Annotated in this window: 14 protein-coding genes; 10 read left to right on the plus strand and 4 right to left on the minus strand. The window is 50.7% G+C overall.

The window, feature by feature from the left end; genetic code table 11:
• Positions 1 to 44 precede the first annotated feature (44 nt).
• The 7 genes from G604_RS0111670 (at position 45) to G604_RS0111700 (ending at position 10,733) form a co-directional block, all read left to right on the plus strand.
• Positions 45 to 3,146 carry a SusC/RagA family TonB-linked outer membrane protein gene (locus G604_RS0111670; RefSeq protein ID WP_028910713.1) on the plus strand — a complete coding sequence of 1,034 codons (3,102 nt, stop codon included), beginning with the start codon at positions 45 to 47 and terminating at the stop codon, positions 3,144 to 3,146.
• Positions 3,147 to 3,166: 20 nt separating this feature from the next.
• The gene (locus tag G604_RS0111675; protein WP_028910714.1) at positions 3,167 to 4,756 is read left to right on the plus strand and encodes a RagB/SusD family nutrient uptake outer membrane protein; all 1,590 of its coding nucleotides are present in this window, start codon (positions 3,167 to 3,169) and stop codon (positions 4,754 to 4,756) included.
• A gap of 76 nt (positions 4,757 to 4,832) precedes the next feature.
• Positions 4,833 to 6,035 (plus strand): SusE domain-containing protein, encoded by a 1,203-nt coding sequence (locus G604_RS0111680; RefSeq protein ID WP_028910715.1) that lies wholly within the window; start codon positions 4,833 to 4,835, stop codon positions 6,033 to 6,035.
• Positions 6,036 to 6,050: 15 nt separating this feature from the next.
• Positions 6,051 to 7,151, plus strand: coding sequence for a lipoprotein (locus G604_RS0111685; protein ID WP_028910716.1), 1,101 nt, complete (start codon positions 6,051 to 6,053; stop codon positions 7,149 to 7,151).
• Positions 7,152 to 7,297: 146 nt separating this feature from the next.
• Positions 7,298 to 7,516 carry a hypothetical protein gene (locus tag G604_RS14400; RefSeq protein ID WP_028910717.1) on the plus strand — a complete coding sequence of 73 codons (219 nt, stop codon included), beginning with the start codon at positions 7,298 to 7,300 and terminating at the stop codon, positions 7,514 to 7,516.
• 150 nt (positions 7,517 to 7,666) lie between these two features.
• A complete protein-coding gene (locus G604_RS0111695; RefSeq protein WP_036905639.1) occupies positions 7,667 to 8,764 on the plus strand; it encodes an SGNH/GDSL hydrolase family protein in 1,098 nt (365 codons plus the stop codon).
• Between the two features lie 160 nt (positions 8,765 to 8,924).
• On the plus strand, positions 8,925 to 10,733 hold the full coding sequence (locus tag G604_RS0111700; protein ID WP_028910719.1) for an alpha-amylase family glycosyl hydrolase: 1,809 nt from the start codon (positions 8,925 to 8,927) through the stop codon (positions 10,731 to 10,733).
• A gap of 202 nt (positions 10,734 to 10,935) precedes the next feature.
• On the opposite strand, the gene G604_RS0111705 is transcribed toward G604_RS0111700, so the two are convergent.
• Genes G604_RS0111705 through purL form a run of 3 tightly spaced genes read right to left on the minus strand, consistent with a single transcriptional unit; the run spans position 10,936 to position 15,850 of the window.
• Positions 10,936 to 11,514, minus strand: coding sequence for a chromate transporter (locus tag G604_RS0111705; protein ID WP_028910720.1), 579 nt, complete (start codon positions 11,512 to 11,514; stop codon positions 10,936 to 10,938).
• Entirely contained in the window at positions 11,511 to 12,041 is a 531-nt protein-coding gene (locus G604_RS0111710; RefSeq protein ID WP_028910721.1) for a chromate transporter, read from the minus strand. The genes G604_RS0111705 and G604_RS0111710 overlap by 4 nt, the downstream gene beginning before the upstream one ends.
• A gap of 53 nt (positions 12,042 to 12,094) precedes the next feature.
• Complete coding sequence (gene purL / locus G604_RS0111715) at positions 12,095 to 15,850, minus strand: phosphoribosylformylglycinamidine synthase (protein ID WP_028910722.1); 3,756 nt, start codon at positions 15,848 to 15,850, stop codon at positions 12,095 to 12,097.
• A 361-nt stretch (positions 15,851 to 16,211) separates the two neighbouring features.
• On the opposite strand from purL, the gene G604_RS0111720 reads away from it, so the two are divergent.
• The 3 genes from G604_RS0111720 (at position 16,212) to G604_RS0111730 (ending at position 19,232) form a co-directional block, all read left to right on the plus strand.
• Positions 16,212 to 17,072, plus strand: coding sequence for a flagellar motor protein MotB (locus G604_RS0111720; RefSeq protein WP_028910723.1), 861 nt, complete (start codon positions 16,212 to 16,214; stop codon positions 17,070 to 17,072).
• Positions 17,073 to 17,292: 220 nt separating this feature from the next.
• Positions 17,293 to 18,507 (plus strand): NADP-dependent isocitrate dehydrogenase, encoded by a 1,215-nt coding sequence (locus G604_RS0111725; RefSeq protein WP_028910724.1) that lies wholly within the window; start codon positions 17,293 to 17,295, stop codon positions 18,505 to 18,507.
• The gene (locus tag G604_RS0111730; RefSeq protein ID WP_028910725.1) at positions 18,504 to 19,232 is read left to right on the plus strand and encodes a hypothetical protein; all 729 of its coding nucleotides are present in this window, start codon (positions 18,504 to 18,506) and stop codon (positions 19,230 to 19,232) included. The genes G604_RS0111725 and G604_RS0111730 overlap by 4 nt, the downstream gene beginning before the upstream one ends.
• 26 nt (positions 19,233 to 19,258) lie before the next feature.
• Here G604_RS0111730 and G604_RS0111735 read toward each other — a convergent pair whose 3' ends face one another.
• A complete protein-coding gene (locus G604_RS0111735) occupies positions 19,259 to 20,422 on the minus strand; it encodes an aspartyl protease family protein (RefSeq protein ID WP_028910726.1) in 1,164 nt (387 codons plus the stop codon).
• Positions 20,423 to 20,858 lie beyond the last annotated feature (436 nt).

Here is a 20,858-nt window from a genome sequence, read left to right on the forward strand (position 1 = left end):
TAACTGAAAACAAATATACTAACGTTAACTAAAAGATCAAGCAAATGATGAAGCAGGTAAAATTTAAGATGCCGCTACGAATGCTGACCCTCGCAGGAGGATTGCTTCTGGCAGCAAGTTCCTTTGCACAGTCAGGTGCCATCAAGGGACAAGTCAAGGATGCTTCCGGCGAGCCTGTCATGGGTGCCACGATCACAGCCAATGGCAAGACCGTAGGTATCACCGACATGGACGGTAATTATTCCGTCGATGTGGCTCCGGGAACAAAGCTGACCATCTCCTATCTGGGTATGGCAACGCAGACCGTCACCGCCGGCAGCAATGCCGTCACCGTGATGAAGGCCGATGAGAAGACCTTGAATGATGTCGTCGTCATCGGTTACGGTGTTGCCAAAAAAGCCGACCTCACTGGTTCTGTCACCGCTATCCGTCCGGATGGCAAGAACAAGGGTGTCGTTGTCAACCCGCAGGATATGTTGGAAGGCAAGGTCGCCGGTGTCTCCGTGACAAGTAATGACGGTACGCCTGGTGCCGGTGCCAACATCCGTATCCGTGGTGGTTCGTCACTGAACGCCAGCAACGACCCGTTGATTGTCATTGATAACGTGCCAATTGACAACAATGGTGTCAAAGGTGTATCCAACATCCTTTCTACCATCAACCCGCAGGATATTGAGAGCTTCAATATCTTGAAGGATGCTTCCGCTACCGCTATTTATGGTAGCCGTGGTTCTAACGGTGTCATCATCATCACCACGAAGAAAGGTCACAAGGGTGGCGTCAAAGTATCTTATAATGGTAGCGCTACTATCAGTATGAACACCAAGACGGTGGATGTTCTCGATGGCGACCAGATGCGTGCACTGATCAAGAACAAGTTTGGAGAGGACTCCGAGGCTTATCAGGCTCTTGGTACCGCCAATACCGACTGGCAGGACCTGATCTATCGTACGGCTATCAGCCAGGATCACAATGTCACGGTATCCGGTTCCGCCGGTTCATATCTTCCTTATCGTGTCAGCGTCGGCTATACCGACCAGCAGGGTGTCGTGAAGACCTCTGACTTCAAGCGTGTCACCGCTTCTTTCAACTTGAGTCCGTCGCTCCTCGACAATCACTTGAACATCAACCTCAATGGTAAGGGAATGTATGCCCATACCCGTTATGCTGATGGTGGTGCCGTAGGCGCAGCCGTGAACTTCGATCCTACTCAGGATCCGTATTCCTATACGAATAAGTTCTATCAGCAGACCACCTATAATGGCAAGCCGTTCTTCGGAACTTATCTCTCTCAGATGCAGCAGAACTTCGGTGGTTATTTCGAGTGGCCGAAGGCAGCAGAATATGGTGATTCCACATGGCCGTATACTTATAATGAGTTGGCTACTGCCAACCCGCTGGCTATCCTGAACGAAAAGAACGATGTCGCCAATAGCCGTGAGTTCATCGGCAGCGCTGACTTCGACTATAAGGTTCATGGCTTTGAGGACCTGCGTCTGCACGCAACCCTCGGTGCTGATATCGCCAATGGTAAGCAGAATACCGATGAGTCGCCCGCTTATCCTGCCAACAGTGTCACCTATTATGGCATGCATGGATATGAGGATATCCTGAAGCGTAATCTCACGCTGAGTACAACGGCTCAGTATTATCATGACTTCAATGACAAGGCCAAGAACCACTTCGATATCATGGGTGGTTACGAGTGGCAGCACTACTGGAGACGTACGATGAACGAGTGGCAGGGAGCTTATCCTTCCACCAATGCTACGCTGGCCGGTCAGCCGTATAACCAGAGTTCTTACTATGGTAAGACAGAGAACTACCTTGTCTCTTTCTTCGGTCGTGCCAACTGGAGCCTGATGGACCGTTACTATGTTACCGCTACCGTTCGTGATGATGGTTCTTCCCGTTTCAAGGATCACTGGTCCGTATTCCCCTCTTTCGCTTTCTTGTGGAAGATCAAGGATGAGAACAAGTTCCGTGATATCAACTGGCTTTCCGACTTGAAGCTCCGTCTGAGCTGGGGTCAGACTGGTCAGCAGAACCTCAATGATATGGACTATGGCTGGATTCCGCGTTATTCCATCAATACCGATGACCGTACGCTCTATCCTGCAGCAGGTGATGACGGCAAGCTCTATCGTCCTGAGAACTACACGCCGGATCTGAAGTGGGAGACCACCACGACTTACAATGTAGGTCTTGACTGGGGTATCCTCAACCAGCGCCTCACCGGTAGCATCGACTGGTACTATCGTATCACCGATGACCTGTTGAACTATGCTCCTACGGAGACCTTCACCTCTTATAAGAACCAGGGCTGGCAGAACATCGGTTCTCTGCGTAATACCGGTGTTGAGCTCTCCTTCGACTGGAAGGCTATCCAGAGCAAGGACTTCTACTGGACATTGGATTACAACTTCACGTATAACAACAACAAGATCACCGATCTCTCTGGTGTAAGCTCCGACAACTCTCCTGTTGCCAACACTTCCATCACGATTGGTACCGATAAGCACCTGGAGTATCAGGCCGTCGGTTATACGATGAACTCCTTCTATGTATACCAGCAGGTATACGACAAGAACGGCAATCCTGTAGAGGGCGCTGTTGTTGACCGTAACGGTGATGGTCAGATCACATCTGCTGATAAGTACTTCTACAAGTCTCCGACTCCGCCGATCACCATGGGTCTTTCTTCCCGTATGGAGTATAAGAACTGGGATCTCAGCTTCACGCTCCGTGCCAATATCGGCAACTACGTCTATGACGCCGTCAACCAGGGCTTCCACGATATGAGCCAGAATGGTCTGTGGCCTTCTACGAAGTATCTGATGAACAAGACCCCGAAGGCTGTTGCTGAGGACTGGACTTCCAACACTGAGCAGATTATCCTCTCTGACCGTTGGATCCACAATGCCAGCTTCCTGAAGTGTGACAACATCACGCTCGGCTACAGTTTCGACAACCTCTTCAAGTCTGCAGGTTACAAGGGCCTGAACGGTCGTGTCTATGCTACGGCTTCCAACGTCTTCACCATCACGAAGTATGATGGTCTGGATCCTGAGGTCTTCAACGGTTACGACAACAACCTCTATCCGCGTCCGTTCTCTGTGATCGTAGGTCTGAATCTGAACTTCTAAAATTATTAAGAACTTAAGTCATGAACAATAGATTTAAATATATCTTCTCCGTGGCAGCCGCAGCCCTGACCTTGGGACTGAGTTCCTGCACAGGCGATCTGGACGTCACTCCTATCGACCCAAACATCAACACGGAGGTTAGTGCCAATGGCCTTTTCAACAAGTGCTTCGCCACGCTGGCCATGGGTGGTATGTCCAAGGGTGACGGCAACTGCGATATCGATGGTATCGATGGTGGTACCTCTGGTTTCATCCGTCAGTTGTGGAACTCCAATGAGTTGACCACTGATGAGGCCATCTGCCACTGGACAGATGCCGGTATCCAGGAGTTTGACTATGACTCTTACGATGCCAGCAGCCCAATGATGAACGGTTTCTACTCTCGTCTGACCACGGCCATCACCTACTGCAACCAGTATCTGAATACATGTGGTGACGTCGACGCTACGAAGACGGCACAGATCCGTTATCTCCGCGCCATGGAGTACTACTTCCTCATGGATGCCTTTGGCAACATCCCGTTCTCTACAAGCATCTCCGACAAGCCGGTTTACATGACCCACAAGGAGGCTTACGCTTGGATTGAGAAGGAGCTGCTCGCTGTTGAGTCCGCTCTCCCCGATGCTGCTGTCAAGCACTCTACCGATAAGGGTTATCTGACTCCTGATAAGGCTGCCGACTGGATCCTCCTCTCCCGTCTGTATCTGAACGCTAAGGTCTACACCGGCACAGCACAGTGGGACAAGGCTAAGGAGTATGCCAAGAAGGTCATCGACTCTCCTTATAAGCTGAACACCACGGGCTCTAACGGCTATTCTGCTTATCAGATGCTGTTCATGGGCGATAATGGTGAGACGAGCGCTGCTCAGGAAGGTATCTTCCGTATTGGCCAGGATGGTCTGACCACGACTTCTTGGGCTGGAGCACTGTTCCTCATCGCTTCTACCTGGGATGCTACGATGGGTGAAAAGAATACGTCACAGACCTGGTCCGGTAACCGTTGCCGCAAGGATCTTATCCTGAAATTCTTCCCCGATGGTGATGCTCCCCACGTAGACAGCAAGACAATGCCTGTCAAGGCTGGTGATGACCGTGCTATCTTCGACGGAGTCGGTCGTACGCTCGACAATGGTCTTGGTTACAAGGGTAAGTTCACCGATGGTTTCGCTACCGCTAAGTGGACGAACGTGAAGACTGATGGCTCTAAGGGTCATGACTCTGACTTCACCGATGGTGACTTCTTCCTCTTCCGTGTCGCTGAGGCTTATCTGACATATGCTGAGTGCGATGCCCGCGAGAATGGTGGTACGACAACTGCCGACGGCGCTGCCAAGATCAACGCCCTTCGCGCCCGTGCTCACGCTGAGACCAAGGCTGCTTACAGCCTCGATGATATCTGTGATGAGTGGAGCCGTGAGTTCTACTTCGAAGGTCTCCGTCGTCCTACACTGATCCGCTTCGACCGCTTCGGTGGTAATGTCAACTACAACTGGAGCTACAAGGGTGGTGTGAAGAACGGTCGTAACTTCGATGCTTACCGCAACTTCTTCGCTATCCCGGCAGAGAAGGTCAAGGGTGCCCTGATCCAGAATCCTGGCTACGGCGCTTAATCCTTGCGTAAGATAGAAAAAGAAGAGGTGGCCCGGCCACCTCTTCGAAACAACAATTTTTATCAAGAAAAAAACAATGAAGAATATTATTAAAACCTCAGCTTTGTTGCTCTGCTCTCTGGCTGTCCTCGCTTCCTGTTCTGATGACAGGGACAACAACCCCACGCTCGAGGAGCCGACAACCTTCAAGCTGAATACTCCGGCTTTTGCCAATAATACGGTGGACCTGGCTACGGCAAATACCCTCCATTTCTCTTGGTCTCAGCCGGCCTACGGTTATCCTGCTGCTGCTGAATATGAGTTGCAGTTCTCTCCGACGAACAATTTCAAGGTATCCTATGACCAGTCTTTGGATGATGAGACGGGTACGACGGTTCCTACTTACGATAACGTCGGTGGTGTACAGCCCAACTGCAGCAACGATGTCTCTGCTGCTGATGTTGCCAAGGCTGTGATGCGCTGCATGCAGTATGCTAAGGATAAAGTTCCGGCTTCTCAGGATGTCTCGGTACGTTGCGCTTCTATCTATGCCAACGATACGATCTATAGTAATACGGTGACGATCAAGGTTGCTCCTTATTATATTAGCCTCCGTACGAAGGAGCCTAACTACTGGTACCTCATCGGTGGTGCTATCGGTGATGGTGGCTGGGGCGCTACAATCGGTCAGGGCATGATTCCTTTGTATCCTGTTACCGGACAGAAGTACGACTCTACAACCGGCGATGGTGTCTTCTCTTACACGGGTTACTTCCAGGCTTCTACCGGCTTCAAGTTCCGTCACTCCGCTACGGATAACTGGGATGAGCAGATCGGTGGTACTACCACTAAATTCGATTTGAACAATGGTGGTTCTTCCGATATCAAGGTTCCGGCTGACGGCTTCTATAAGATTACCTTCAACTCAACGACAGTATCTTCTGAGAGTAACGCTGGTGCCAACAAGAATACGACGACTACCGGTGTCACCATCGAAGAGGTTACCCTGAGCAATGTCAAGGACTACACGTCTATGAAGATCGAGGGTGATGTCAAGGCTGACATGAAGGCCTTCACAACGGTCAAGGGTGGTAAGAACCACGACTGGGTTGCTACCGTCACGATCGCTGCCAATGGTACCTGCCACTTCGTCGCTAACGACGGCACGACATTCGGTTCTTCCGACTTCACCCATGGCACTGCACTTGTCGGTGGCAAGGATATCAAGGTTAAGGCTGGTACCTATCAGGTATGGTTCAACGACCTCACCGGACAGTATAACTTCATCTATCAAGAATAATAAATAGCAAGGACAATGAAAAAGATAATTTATGCTTTAGGTGTTGCTGCCCTCCTGGCCAGTTGCTCCAGCAATCCTTACGAGGACTGGGCTGACCCGCAGGCCAACGGTGATGAGACGGCAGAGACGATCTCGCTGACTGCTCAGGCCGGTGATGCTGTGGACTTCAACAACCCGAACTATAGTAATGCTGCTAAGGACTCTTTGAAGTTCTACTCTTATACGATCAAGTCGGATCAGGCTGTCTCCAACGAGTCGAAGTTCCTCACGCTCTACTCTGCTGACAAGAAGCTGAATACCCGCTTGGAGACTGATGCCAACAACCAGGTATCTGCTTCAGCTCTGCAGAAGGCTGTTGAGAGTCTCTATGGCAAGTCGGACGCTGTCCATGAAATCCCTGTCACGCTGACTGACTCTGTCCGTTTGGCTTCCGGTACGGGTTATGTTTTGACTTCCGACTTCACGAGTAAGGTGAATCTCGTTACGCCGAGCTTCGGCGAGTACTTCTATGAGATCGGTAATGAGGTAGGATGGGATGCCTCCAAGGAGCATGCACTCTACGGTCCCGACAGGGATGGTAAGTATGAAGGCTTCGCTTATCTCAATGGTGAGTTCAAGTTCAAGCCGAATGCAGACAACTATGATAACGACCTTGAGTATGCCGGTGACAAGAGCAATCCGCTCAGCGGTCAGGTTGCTGATAATGGCAATGGCGTCAACTGCCCGGATCCGGGTGCTGGCTTCTACCAGATCAACCTCGATCTGAACGCAGGTACATACACGCTGACTAAGGTCAACGTCCTGAGCATTACCGGTGACGGTGTCGGTGGATGGCCCTCCGGTGATACAGATTTCACGCACGATATGGATATGACCTACAACGAGACGGATGGCTGCTGGGAGTGGACCGGAACCATCACGGCCGACAAGGGCTTTAAGTTCCGCATGAACCATGCATGGGATATGTCTTGGGGTGGCAAGGCCAGCAAGACAGATTTCGACCACATGACGCATAAGGACGGCATCAACCTCGAAGTCTCTGAGACGGCTACTTACAAGGTGCAGTTCTATCTGACCAATGAGGCCAGCAGCAAGGTCGTCATTACCAAGCAGTAATATCGAGCTTCATCAAGCACAATAAAAACACGCTCTGTTTTCGGGCGGTGGACATGCTCTGTGGTGTCCACCGCCTTTTTGTTGATGGATAAATTTGCAACATTGAGAAATAATGCTTATCTTTGCCAACAGAAAAGTAAAAGCCTATGGTTACAGAAAGGGAACAAAGGGAGAAGGATAATCTGCGGCGGGATAAGTTGTCAGGTTTTTTCCTGGATATGTCAAAATTGACATTCGCAACATCTGTATTAGCTGGTGCTGCCCCTATTTTTAATAGCGATACTTCAGCAAGTATTCCTTATGTCCTTATAGGGATTGCTGCCACTGTCGTTTTCGCATGGATTGGTCGTTTAATTCTTAAGTAAATATTATGGAAGGATTAGGTTTAGTATTGGTTATTTCATTGGCGCTTGGAATATCTATCTTAATTTGGCTAAAAACGCCAAAAGGGAAGAAATGGCTGGCGAGTCTGTAGAGGCCAATTCAATTAGACTCTTGTGAATATGAAGCTGTGTATGAAACGATATATTCTCTCTTTGCTCGCGCTCATGGCGGTTACCATGGCGTGGAGCCAGACCTGTTGCAAGATGCGTTGTGATGGGAACTTTGTCAAGGCCAGCGACCGACAGATCCAGTATGTCGGGCGCGTGAGTTGGAGGAAAGCCGACGTGGCGAGTTTTAACTTCCCCGGAACGGAGATCCGCGCCCGCTTCAGCGGTACGTCGTTGAAGATGGTGTGCCGGCCGATGACGGGTTATTTTATGGCCGTTATCGATGGCTGTAAGGCTTTCAAGGTGGGTTTCAATGCGCCGAAAGACTCTGACGTGACGGTCGCTGCCGCTCTCGCCCCTGGTGAGCATACGGTGCGCCTGCAGTATGCTATCGAGGGCTACGAGCGCCATCCGGAGTTTAAGGGCTTTATCCTTGACGCCGGCTGTTCATTGCTCACGCCAGAGCCGTTGCCTGCGCTGAAACTCGAGTTTATCGGCAACTCCATTACTTGTGGCTATGGTGTGGAGAACCCCGTTGCCTCCGGACCTTTCGAGGACGAGACGGAGAATCACTGGTATACGTACGCAAATATTGTCACCGACAGCCTTCATGCCATTCATACGTCGATCTCCCGCAGTGGCATCGGCGTCTATCGCAACTACGATGGTCCGCGGGAGGGCAGTGCGGAGCCTATGCCGACGCAGTATCCTTATACGCTGTTTAATGATCATAGCGAACGTTGGGACTTCTCCCGTTATACGCCCGATATCGTACTGATCAACCTCGGTACGAACGACCTGAGTACGAACAACTATGATATCCATCGTTACGAACAGGCTTATCGCAGTTTCCTGAAGACTGTTCGCAGTTACTATCCTCAGGCAAGAATTATCCTCCTCAGTGGACCTATGCTTGGTGAGAAAGACAATAACGCCGAGAAGGCCGTGCTGGACCGTATCGCTAAGGACTTTAGAAAGAAGGGCGACAAGCGAATCGAGCGCTTTGACTTCACGCCCCAGGACGGCAGCCTTGGCTATGGAGCCTCATGGCATCCGAGCAAACGGCAGCATCAGAAAATGGCGGCAGAGCTCTTGTCGTTCTTACGTAAAACCGGGAAATAATTGATCTCTACATTGGAAAATGCGCAAACGATTGCAAAATGATGCAATCGTTTGCGCATAATTAATTGATCATTGATATAAATCAATTATTTCCAACCCGTGATAATATCGTATCTTTGTAGGCAGAATGAAACAAGTATAAATTAAAGCCTAAAAAGATATGAAGAGAATTTTCATGACTATCGTTGCTGTTTTGGCTACGGTAACTTCTTTCGCCGCTGATGGCTGGCCGTCCAGCTATAACGGTGTCATGCTCCAGGGATTCTACTGGGACAGTTATTCCGATACGCAATGGACGAAACTGACTTCCGAGGCCGACGAGCTTTCGAAGTATTTCAATCTCATCTGGGTGCCGAACTCCGGATGTACTTCCTCTTATTATTGGCACAAGAGTAACACGATGGGCTATGACCCGTGTTTCTGGTTGAACCAGAACTCTTGCTTCGGTACTTCCGCTGAACTCCGGAACATGATCAATACCTATAAAAAGAAGAAAGTAGGTATCATCGCCGATGTCGTCATCAACCACAAGAATGGCCTGTCTTCATGGGCTGATTTCCCCCAGGAGGATTCCATCGGTCAGGTTACGAAGAAGGAGTATAAGCTCACTTGGGATAATACGAATTATTCGCAGATTTGTAAGACCGACGAGGCCAACACGAACGCTAATTCTCCTGTAAAAGGAAAGATTACGGGCGCTGATGATACCGGTACTGACTTCGACGGCTATCGTGACCTCGACCATACAAACAGTACGACACAGCAGAACGTAGAAGTCTATCTCGACTATCTGAAGAATGAGATCGGTTATGCCGGCTTCCGTTATGATATGGTGAAAGGATATGCTGCCAAGTACACGAAGATCTACAATGAGAGTTCCAACCCGACGTATTCCGTTGGTGAGTGCTGGGACGGTCTTTCTACGGTACAGACCTGGATCAACAACACGGGTAAGACGAGCGCGGCCTTCGACTTCCCCTTCAAATATATGGTGAATGACGCCTTTAATAATGGTGGTACGTCTTGGAAGAATTTGGCCAGCTATACTTCCAAAGCCTTGATCGGTACCGGCTATGCCCGTTATGCCGTCACGTTCGTCGATAATCACGATACCTATCGTACTTCCAATGATATGTTGAAGAACAACGTCGAGGCTGCCAACGCTTATCTGCTGACGATGCCGGGCACGCCTTGTGTCTTCCTGCCCCATTATCAGGCTTACACAAAGGCGATCAAGAAGTTCATCCTCGCCCGTAAGCTCGTCGGTATCACCAACGATCAGGCTACGGTAACGCTGAACAGTGGTGAGACCAACGGCTACAGCGTGGCTGTGAAGGGTACCAACGGTACTATGCTGCTCTGCCTCGGCACGACAACGACATCTACGAGCGGCTATCAGCTCGTTGCCTCCGGCGAAAACTATAAGCTCTATGTCTCCAACGGTCTCGACATCAGTGATATCAATGCTATCGACTATTCTACCGACGAGACTTCTACACTGCCTTCTTGCGCTAAGGTCGTAGACGGTGCTACTTTCTATGCTTACTTCGAGAAACCGTCCAACTGGGCTTCTACCATCTATGCATGGCCTTGGGAAGACGGCGGGAAAAACCTTTATACCGCATGGCCGGGCTCTTCTGACGACGTGACCAAGGTGGGTACGAACGACGCTACCGGCAACAGTGTCTATCTCTGGAAATATACCGGTACGACAACAGTGAATGTCAACAGGATTATCTTCAACGACAAGAGCACGCAGACCACTACCCTCGTCTTCAAGAATGGTAACTATTATACCTTCACGGGTGTCCAGGGCAATGTCATTGATCAGGCTGCTACAGGTATTTCCACGATCACTAACGGCGCTGCCACGGTTAAGGATGCTCCGATCTATAACCTCGCCGGTCAGCGTGTCGGCAGTGATTATAAGGGCATCGTTATTCAGAACGGTAAGAAGTTCGTGAAATAATAAAAGCCTCACCCCCAAACTTTTGGGTCTATAAAAAGGACAGAGTAACAGATAAAACATATCATCTGTTACTCTGTCTTTTTTGTGTCTTCTAACTGCGATTGTGCCACGTATGGCTTGCCGTTGTGTGCTTGCGCTTTGCAAGCGCAAGGAAGCGCATATCCCGTGTTAGGACGGCCACAAGGGCCGCCCCTACGGTGGGTCATTGATACAGCAGAAGAAGTCCCGCGACGGCAGCGAAGCCAAGCATACGGATGGGGTTCACCTTCCACACGAGCGTGCCGAGGAACGTGCTGACGAAGAGAAACACGGAGATCCAGAACTGCCACGGGTTCTCTGAAGGTGTGGAGAAGTTCTCCGGAGATAATAATAATAAGGTGGCGGCGGCGAGAAGACCGACAACGGCGGGATGGAGGCCCGTGAAGATGCTCTTGACCGTAGGCGTGTTCATATATTTCATGAACAGCTTGGAAATGAGGATCATCAGGATCAGTGATGGCAGGACAACGGCGAAGGTCGCTGTGGCCGAACCGAGGACTGCCATGAATCCATTGTACCCGGCGTTATGTACGGCTGTGTAGCCGCAGTAGGTAGCACTGTTGATCCCTACGGGTCCCGGCGTCATCTGGGAGATAGCAATGACATCCGTAAACTGTCCCATCGTCAGCCAGTGATAACGTGCCACGACCTGTCCCTGGATGAGCGAGATCATGGCATAGCCGCCACCGAAACCGAAGAGGCCTATCTCGAAGAAAGTGATAAAAAGTTGGAGGTAGATCATAATGCTTTCAGTTTGCCGTAGAGCCAGCCGCCAAGACCAGCTAATATAATAATGTATATGGGGTTGACGCCGAGGAGCCAGATTGCCAATGCGCCGGCAATCGGTATCCAACAGTTATAGCGGTTGATATGTGCCTGTACAGCCAACTCAAAGGTCGGCGTGGCGATGAGGGCGACGACGGCGGGACGGATACCCCGGAACATGGCTGCCACGACGCGGTTGTTCTCAAACTGATGGAAGAACATGGCTATGGCTAAGATAATCAAGAACGAAGGGAGGCAAGTGCCCAGACTGGCGCAGATGGCTCCCTTCGTTTTCATTTTCTTATAACCGACGAAGATGCTGATATTCGCGGCGAAGACGCCGGGACAGCTCTGTGCGATGGCCAGGAGGGACAGAAACTCTTCTTGGCTCACCCATCGGTATTTCTCCACGACATAGGCCTTGATCATCGGGATCATGGCATAGCCACCGCCGAAAGTCACCAGGCCGATCTTGAAGAAAGTTCTGAATAGTTTCCAATACATAATTAGTCAAAAAAGCCCCTCCCCTTTTGGGGAGGGGTTGTAGCGAGGCTTTATTATTTGGTCTTTTCTTCAATCCATTTCCGTGCGTTGACGAAGGCCTCGATCCACGGTGTCACCTCATCATTGCGGCGGTCCAATGGATAGTTGGCATTCTGCCACGGGAAGATGGCACGCTCAGGATGCGGCATCATGGCCAGATGGCGACCGTCGGCGGAACAGATACCGGCGACGTTATAGTCGGAGCCATTCGGGTTGCCGGGATACTCAGCATAGTTGTATTTCGCAACGATATTGTAGTGATCCTCAGGCTCGGGGAGGTAGAAACGGCCCTCGCCGTGAGCCACCCAGATGCCGAGCTTGTCACCACTCAGACTGCCGAGCATGACACTCTTGTTCTGCGGGATGGACAGGCCGAGGAAGGCACTCTCGAACTTCTTCGACGTGTTATGGCACAGATGCGTGCGATGTTCGTGCTCCGGATTGATGAGGTTCAGCTCAACCATCAGCTGACAGCCATTGCAGATACCCAAGCTCAGCGTGTCCTCACGGGCATAGAACTTGTCGAGGGCTTCCTTCGCCTTCGGGTTGTAGAGGAAGGCACCGGCCCAGCCCTTGGCGGAACCGAGGACATCGGAGTTGGAGAAGCCACCGCAGAACACAATCATGTTGACATCCTCAAGGGTCTCACGGCCACTGATGAGGTCGGTCATCATCACATCCTTCACGTCGAAGCCGGCGAGGTAGAGTGTATAGGCCATCTCACGGTCACCGTTCGTTCCTTTCTCACGGATGATGGCGGCTTTCACGCCACTGGCCTTGCGGCGGTCAGCGCTGATGCCATACTGCGCGAGCTTACCCGTGAAGTCCTTACCGAACTTGAACTCCAACGGCTGCTTCTTATAATTGGTGAAACGCTTCTTCGCCATGCCGCCGAAACTCTGGTCGCGGTCGAGGAGGTAAGATGTCTTATACCACGTGTCACGGAGACTGTCGATGTCGAAGATATGCTTGTAATCGTCCTTGACAACGGTGATGTTGCGGTCATCAGGAGTGGGGTAGGCGATCTTCGCGTAACCGATACCCTCATTGTCGAGGTATTTCTTCAACTCTTCCTTATGCTCATCACTGACCTGAATGAGGACACCTGGATTCTCGGCGAAGAGGATCTTTGTGATGTCGTCACCCTCGAAGTCGTGGAGGTTGACATGCAGGCCACCTTTCTTGTTAGCAAAGGTCATCTCGAGCAGGGCAGTGATCAGACCACCGGCGCTGATATCGTGACCGGCCATGATCCAGCCTTTCTGGATGAGATGCTGGATAGCATTGAAGCAGTCGACGAAATAGTCGGGGTTCTTCACTGTCGGCACATCGCTGCCGAGCTTGCCGAGGCTCTGGGCGAAGGCACTGCCACCGAGTTTCTGCTCATCGAAACTGAAATCGATATGATAGATGCTGCTGTTCTTATCGTTGACAAGGACAGGGCTGACGGTCTTCTTCACGTCGTCGACCTCACCGCCGGCAGAAACGATGACGGTTCCCGGAGAGATGATCTTCTTGCCGTCGGGATACTGCTGACTCAGTGACAGCGAGTCCTTACCGGTCGGCACGTTGATATGGAGGGCGCAGCAGAAATCGCTCAGCGCCTTCACACCTTCATAGAGACGGGCATCCTCACCCTTCTGACTGCGGCACGGCCACATCCAGTTGGCGGAGAGGCTGATACTGCTCAGCGGTGTCTCATGGTCGGCCATCGGCGCCCAAATGACATTCGTCAGCGCCTCGGCGACAGAGAGGACGCTACCAGCCTTCGGGTCGGCCATACCAGCCTGCGGCGCATGGCCCATGGCCGTAGCGATACCTGCCTTGCCACGGTAGTCGAGGGCGACGACACCACAGTCGGACAACGGCAACTGAATCTCTCCCTGTGTCTGCTGGCGGGCAACCTTTCCCGTGACGGAACGGTCTACCTTGTTCGTCAACCAGTCTTTGCAGGCAACGGCCTCGAGTTGGAGGACACGGTCGAGATTCTTGTCGATGTCTGCATCCGTGTAAGTGACATCCTCATATTTGCGGACGACGGTCTCATCGCGCATGATGGTCTTCGGAGAATGACCGAACATCTGGGCAACATCGAGATCGAAAGGTTTCACGCCGTCTCCCTGAACGAAGGAGAAGTGGGCGTCACCTGTCGTCTCACCGACCACATACATCGGGGCACGCTCTCGGTCAGCGATGGCCTTGACATGGTCGAGGTATTTTTCATCAATCAGTAAGCCCATGCGTTCCTGACTCTCGTTGGCGATAATCTCCTTGGCCGAGAGCGTCTTGTCTCCAATAGGAAGTTTAGTCATATCAATACGGCCACCACAGTCCTCTACAAGCTCGGAGAGGCAGTTCAGATGGCCGGCAGAGCCGTGGTCATGGATGGAGACAACAGGATTGCTGTCTTCCTCAACAAGGGCACGGACGAGGTTATAGGCACGCTTCTGCATCTCCGGGTTCGCACGCTGCACGGCGTTGAGCTCAATGCCATTGCTGTAACGACCTGTATCGACGGAGCTGACGGAGCCGCCACCGAGACCGATGCGGTAGTTGTCACCGCCGACGACGACCACCTTGTTGCCTTTCTGCGGCTCTTTCTTCAGACAGTCGCGCTTCTTACCGTAGCCGACGCCACCGGCGAGCATGATAACTTTGTCGTAGCCATAGATCTGGCCGGCACCCTCACCGGGATTCTCGTCCTTATCGGAGGTCTCATACTCGAAAGTCAGTACCGAACCGGTGATCAGCGGCTGACCGAACTTGTTACCGAAGTCAGAAGCACCGTTGCTGGCCTTGATGAGGATCTGTTCCGGAGTCTGGTAGAGCCATTTACGCGCAGGGATCTTTTCCTCCCAGTCACGGCTGTGGTTGTCGTCATCCTTCAGGCGCGGGTAAGCCGTCATGTAGCAGGCTGTTCCGGCGATAGGCCATGAGCCGATGCCACCACCCATACGGTCACGGATCTCACCACCCGTTCCTGTAGCGGCACCGTTGAAAGGTTCCACCGTCGTCGGGAAGTTGTGCGTCTCTGCTTTCAGGGAGATGACACTCTCGATATCCGTCACGCGGAAGAAGTCGGCTGTGCTCTGGTCTTTCGGAGCAAACTCCTCGATGACAGGCCCCTGGGAGAAGGCGACATTATCTTTATACGCGGAGAGGATACGATTCGGATTTTCCTTCGTCGTCTTCTTGATCATCTGGAAGAGGCTGCTCTCCATCTCCTTACCGTCGATGATGAACGTGCCACCGAAGATCTTATGACGACAGTGCTCGGAGTTGATCTGCGCAAAGCCGAAGATCTCAGAGTCGGTGAGGGGACGGCCGTTCTCTTTCTCGATCTTGTGGAGATATTCCATCTCCTCGGGAGAGAGGGCGAGACCTTCCTCTTCATTGTATTTCTCCAGGTCGTCGACATACTTGATCGGCTCGGGCTTGTGATTGACAGTGAAGATGTCCTGGTCCAGACCGTTGTACATACGTTGCAGCATCGGGTCGTGATCGGCATCCTCGTTGTCCACGGGGAAGTACTCCTCTATACGAGAAATGCCGCTGAGACTCATATTCTGAGTAATCTCAACAGCATTCGTGCTCCAAGGCGTAATCATTTCACGACGGGGTCCTACAAAGAAACCTTTCAGCTCCTTCGTCGGCTCCAGTTTGGCATCACCGTAGAGCCAGCTCAGCTCTGCGATCTCACTCTGCGACGGCTCATGATCGATCTCTGTCGCAATCACACTCTTTCCAGGTGTACGGAAAAAAAGAATCATATTCTCCTTTGTTTGGTTTGATTTACTTTTCTGTTTGCAAAGTTACAAAAAATGAATGACGATACAAAATTTTTTTATTCCTTTTGTAACATCTGGTGTTCTTCATGTAGGGACATGATTGAGCATGTTCCGTCATGATGGAGATCTTGCTGCTGTTTAACAATTGTACCAGGCCTCGGTACGAAGTGTACCAAGCTTTGGTACGAAGTGTACCAAGCTTTGGTACTAAACGTACGAGGTCTCGGTACAATCGTTAAATTACCATAAAGTATTGGCAATTATTTGTTTTTCGGTATACTTATCCATAACTTTGCAACAAAGTTGAATCTATAAGCGTATTAACTAACAAGCAAATAAGCATATGAAAACAACAAACTTTTTAGTCTTAGGCCTGATGTGTGGCACGCTCCTTTTAGGAAGTTGCGCCAGCAAGAAGGAACTAGAGAACTGTCAGAACGAGAACCGCTCGCTGACGGAGAATTATCAGAATACGAAGGAACAGTTGGCTGCCGCACAGGCTCGTGTCTCCTCTCTGGAGGATCAGCTCGACCAGCAGAAGAAGGACTATGCCTCTCTGCAGGGTGCCCTCGACAAGAGTCTGACAAATGCTAACTCCAACAACATCAACATCTCTAAACTTGTTGATCAGATCAATGAGAGCAACCAGTATATCCGTCATCTCGTGGAGGTGAAGAGCAAGAGTGACTCTCTGAACCTCGTGCTGACGAATAACCTCACACGCTCGCTGAGCAAGGACGAGCTCAAGGAGGTTGATGTGCAGGTCCTCAAGGGTGTCGTCTACATCTCTCTGGCTGACAATATGCTCTATAAGAGCGGCAGCTATGAGATCAACGACCGTGCCGCTGAGACACTGAGCAAGATCGCTAAGATCATCATGGATTATAAGGACTATGACGTCCTCATCGAGGGTAACACCGATAATGTCCCCGTGAACACGAAGAGTGCGCTGATGAAGAATATCCGCAACAACTGGGACCTCTCTGCCCTTCGTGCCGCTTCCGTGGTGGAGTATCTCCAGGACCACTATGGCGTGAACCCGAAGCGTCTCACCGCTGGTGGCCGTGGCGAGTATAATCCCGTGACGACGAATGATACGGAACTCGGCAAGCAGCGTAACCGCCGTACGCAGATCATCATCACGCCGAAACTCGACCAGTTCATGGATCTGATCGATAAGGCTCCGGAAGAGGAGAAAAAATAAATATCCTGTCGTTGGGGTGGCTCTTGTGGCCGTCCTGATCTCATCAGGACGGAACATGATGAATCATGTCCCTGCATACGCCCTTCCTTCCCGGTTTTTGGGGGAGGAAGGGCGTGTTGTGTTATAATCATGCATTGAACTTCAAATAAATGGAACTTTTCTTTCAAATTTCAAATATTTTTGCTAATTTTGCAACGATATTTGTATAAAATGAATAATTATGAAGAAAATTCAAATGACGACACCCATCGTGGAGATGGATGGCGATGAGATGACAAGAATTCTCTGGAAGATGATCAAGGATGAGCTGATTCTCCCCTTTGTCGACCTGAAGAGTGAATATTACGACCTGGGACTTCCCAACCGTGACAAGACCAACGATCAGGTGACGATCGATTCTGCCCGCGCTGCCGTGAAATATGGTGTTGCCGTAAAGTGTGCCACCATCACGCCGAATGCCCAGCGTATGGATGAGTATCATCTCCACAAGATGTGGAAGAGTCCTAACGGCACGATCCGTTCGATCATGGACGGCACCGTTTTCCGTGCCCCAATCACGATCCCGAGTATTCATCCTATCGTGAAGAACTGGGAGAAACCGATCACCATCGCCCGTCATGCCTATGGTGATGTCTATAAGAGTGTGGAGATCCGCGCAGAGGAGGCCGGTACGGCCAAGCTCGTCTTCGAAGGCAAGAGCGGAAAGACACAGGAGGTGAAGATTCATGACTTCGACGGCCCGGGAGTTATCCAGGGTATGCACAATACCGACAAGAGTATCCGCTCTTTCGCCCATAGCTGTTTCAAGTTTGCGGTTGACACGAAGCAGGACCTGTGGTTTGCTACCAAGGATACGATTTCAAAAACTTACGATGCCCGTTTCCGCCAGATCTTCCAGGAGGTCTACGACAAAGAATACAAGGAGCAGTTCGAACAGCTTGGTATCACGTATTTCTATACGTTGATTGATGATGCCGTTGCCCGTGTCATGCGTTCCAAGGGTGGCTTTATCTGGGCTTGTAAGAACTATGATGGTGACGTGATGAGTGATATGCTCTCTACCGCCTTCGGCTCTCTGGCCATGATGACTTCCGTCCTCGTCTCTCCCGAAGGAAAATACGAGTATGAGGCTGCCCATGGCACGGTGACCCGTCATTATTACCGCTATCTGAAAGGCGAGGAGACCTCCACGAACCCCATGGCGACAATCTTCGCCTGGAGTGGCGCTCTCAGAAAACGTGGTGAGATGGATGGTATTCCTGAGTTGCAGCATTTTGGTGACGCCCTTGAGGCTGCTTGCTTCGATACGCTCAATGAGGGTATTGCTACGAAGGATCTCGTTCACCTCATGGAGGGTGTTGAGGCCAAGCAGGTGAACTCCGCTGACTTCATCGCTGCCATCCGTGAGCGGTTGGAGAAAAGACTGAAGGCATGAGCAGTTGTCCGTGGCAGAGAGTGGCGCGTGCGATGACGCGTGGTTTCTTCGAAGGTCTTATGGAGGGACTCTGTGAGGGTACCCATCCTGAACTGATCGGTAAGCGGCGCGAGGCGAAAGTCATCAAACAACTTGTTGCTGATCATTATGGGGAGATTGCGCAGGCTTTTGTCAGTGCGGTTTTCCCCTTGCTGCTGTCCCTGCGCTTCGACAGTTATGACCTGGCCATGGCTGATCTCGGCAGTCATCATTTCGACAGTCATACGTCGGCGAAACTGTTGCTGCGCTATGCTTGTGGCAGTAAGGAAGCTTATGATACGGTTGTCGAGGCTTACCGTCAGCAGATGAATAGTCTGTTGCTCGGACATGTCCAACGGCCGGAGGAATTCCTGAAGGTCATTTTGGAAGATCATGAAGTTACAACGGAGAATGTCTTGGATACTCCCGTAGCGATCCGTACCGTTGTGCGGGCAATCATGCAAGGCTATGCGGAAGGGATCAAGATGTCGAAGGCGGTTTACCGGCAGCTGCGCCAGCAGACGGTACTGCGGCTGATGGTCAACGGCATGTCGACACTCCTCAGCGATGAAGCGGTAGATCCGTGGCTCGACGCTGATACCATCGGGCTTGAAGCCGTCTATAAACGTGTCAGTATCAACGCTTTCAATTATGAAACGCTTCTCGACGAGATGAACCAAGCCTATGCGGATCTGTCTTTAGAATAGGTCATAGGGGCATGATTCATCATGTCCTACAAAATAACCTCTTTGTTGAAACCACGCTTGTCACGGACGATGAGCGTGGTTTTTTGTTTTTCGTCGCGCTTGAGATGGGTGAACTGATCATAGCTGGTGATGACTTCTCCGTTGACTTTCAGGATGACATCTCCTTGTCGAAGGCCATTGCGGTAGGCTGTACTCTGGTTCCAGACGAGGCCGACTTGTGGAGCGTTGTCGACATCAATGAAGGCAACGCCGAACTGCTTATTGCCGACTTTTACGCTGTCAGGCCCGTCATAAGGCTGGAAAGTCATTAATTTCTTTCTCGGATTGATGACCATCGATCCGTAGTTTAATATCTGCGCGCCAATGCGACTTGCTCCCTGCGTCGTGATCGTATGGACATCTGTGAAGGCGAAATCTCCCCATTTCAGTCGATCGAGTTTCAGAAAGACAACCTCAGCTCGTCGCTCGGTGCTGTTCGTGGCTGCCGTGAACTGTCCGGTGGCACGTCCCTCCACCTGTGCGTTGACCTGTTTGCTCTTGTAAGCATGCTCGTCGAAATTCGTCTTGTTGATCTGATAGAGTTGTTGGGCACCTGTATCGAAGAGGGCTTCGTCGACATGGCGAATGAACGGACTGACGAGAACATAAGGGACAAACCATTTGAGCTGGTATTTTACGGGATAACCAGCTGCGTCATCAAAATATTTCTTGCGGTCGGAGAGGATGAGGATCTTTTTTCGTGTGTCGATGACACCGCCGATGCCTTTGTTGAAAAGATCGAACCCAATGATGCCATCATAATCAGGCCGATGGCGCGGTGCCTTCACCACGGAAGCGACATAGCCGCTGACAGTAAGGTCGCCTAGCTGGAACGGCGGCAGTTGAACAGCAGTGATTGTATCGGCTATGCCATTGGCATCATGGGAGATGACACCGCCGAGCTGAGCGAGGATGGGTACACTGCTCCCTTCATAGAGCATGCCCTGCGAAGAGCCGGTATCGAGGATGAACCGGTACGGACGGCCGTGGATATTTACCGTTAAGAAGACTTGGTCGCCATCGTAGTTGATGGGAATGGTATCCACGAAATTCGTACGCGAGAGCGTGAAATTCGTGTTGTAACGATGCAACTGGGCCTGGGAGACCGTTGTCAGTAATATGCTTAAAAGGAAGAATACGACTTTTTTCATGCTACAAAAGTACAAAAGTTTTCCTATTTGCCTTTATAATAAAAGGTGAAAAATGGGAAAATGAAGTTTTTTTAGCATTTTTTCTAAATTTTCCCTTAAAAAGATTTGGAGGTTTCCGAAAAAGTTCATACCTTTGCACTCGCTTTTGAAAACAAGCACACTGCCAAAAGCGGGGTGGTTAAGGATAAAGCACTGAGAAAGAGTTCTTTGAAAAGATTACATAAGACAGAAAGAAAGTAGTACAAGAAGGAAACCTGTCAATCACATGAAGGTTTTACGACTCAATACTTCGAGTATGGATATTCACCCTGAGAACAGACAAACAAGGGTAAGAAAGCAGAAGCGAAAGATAAAGGCTTAGGTTTTTAATTTTTTACTTCTTTACTTTTTTACTTCTACATAACATTTTACAATGGAGAGTTTGATCCTGGCTCAG

It is taken from the genome of Prevotella sp. AGR2160 (genome assembly GCF_000424185.1).
Lineage (GTDB): Bacteria > Bacteroidota > Bacteroidia > Bacteroidales > Bacteroidaceae > Prevotella.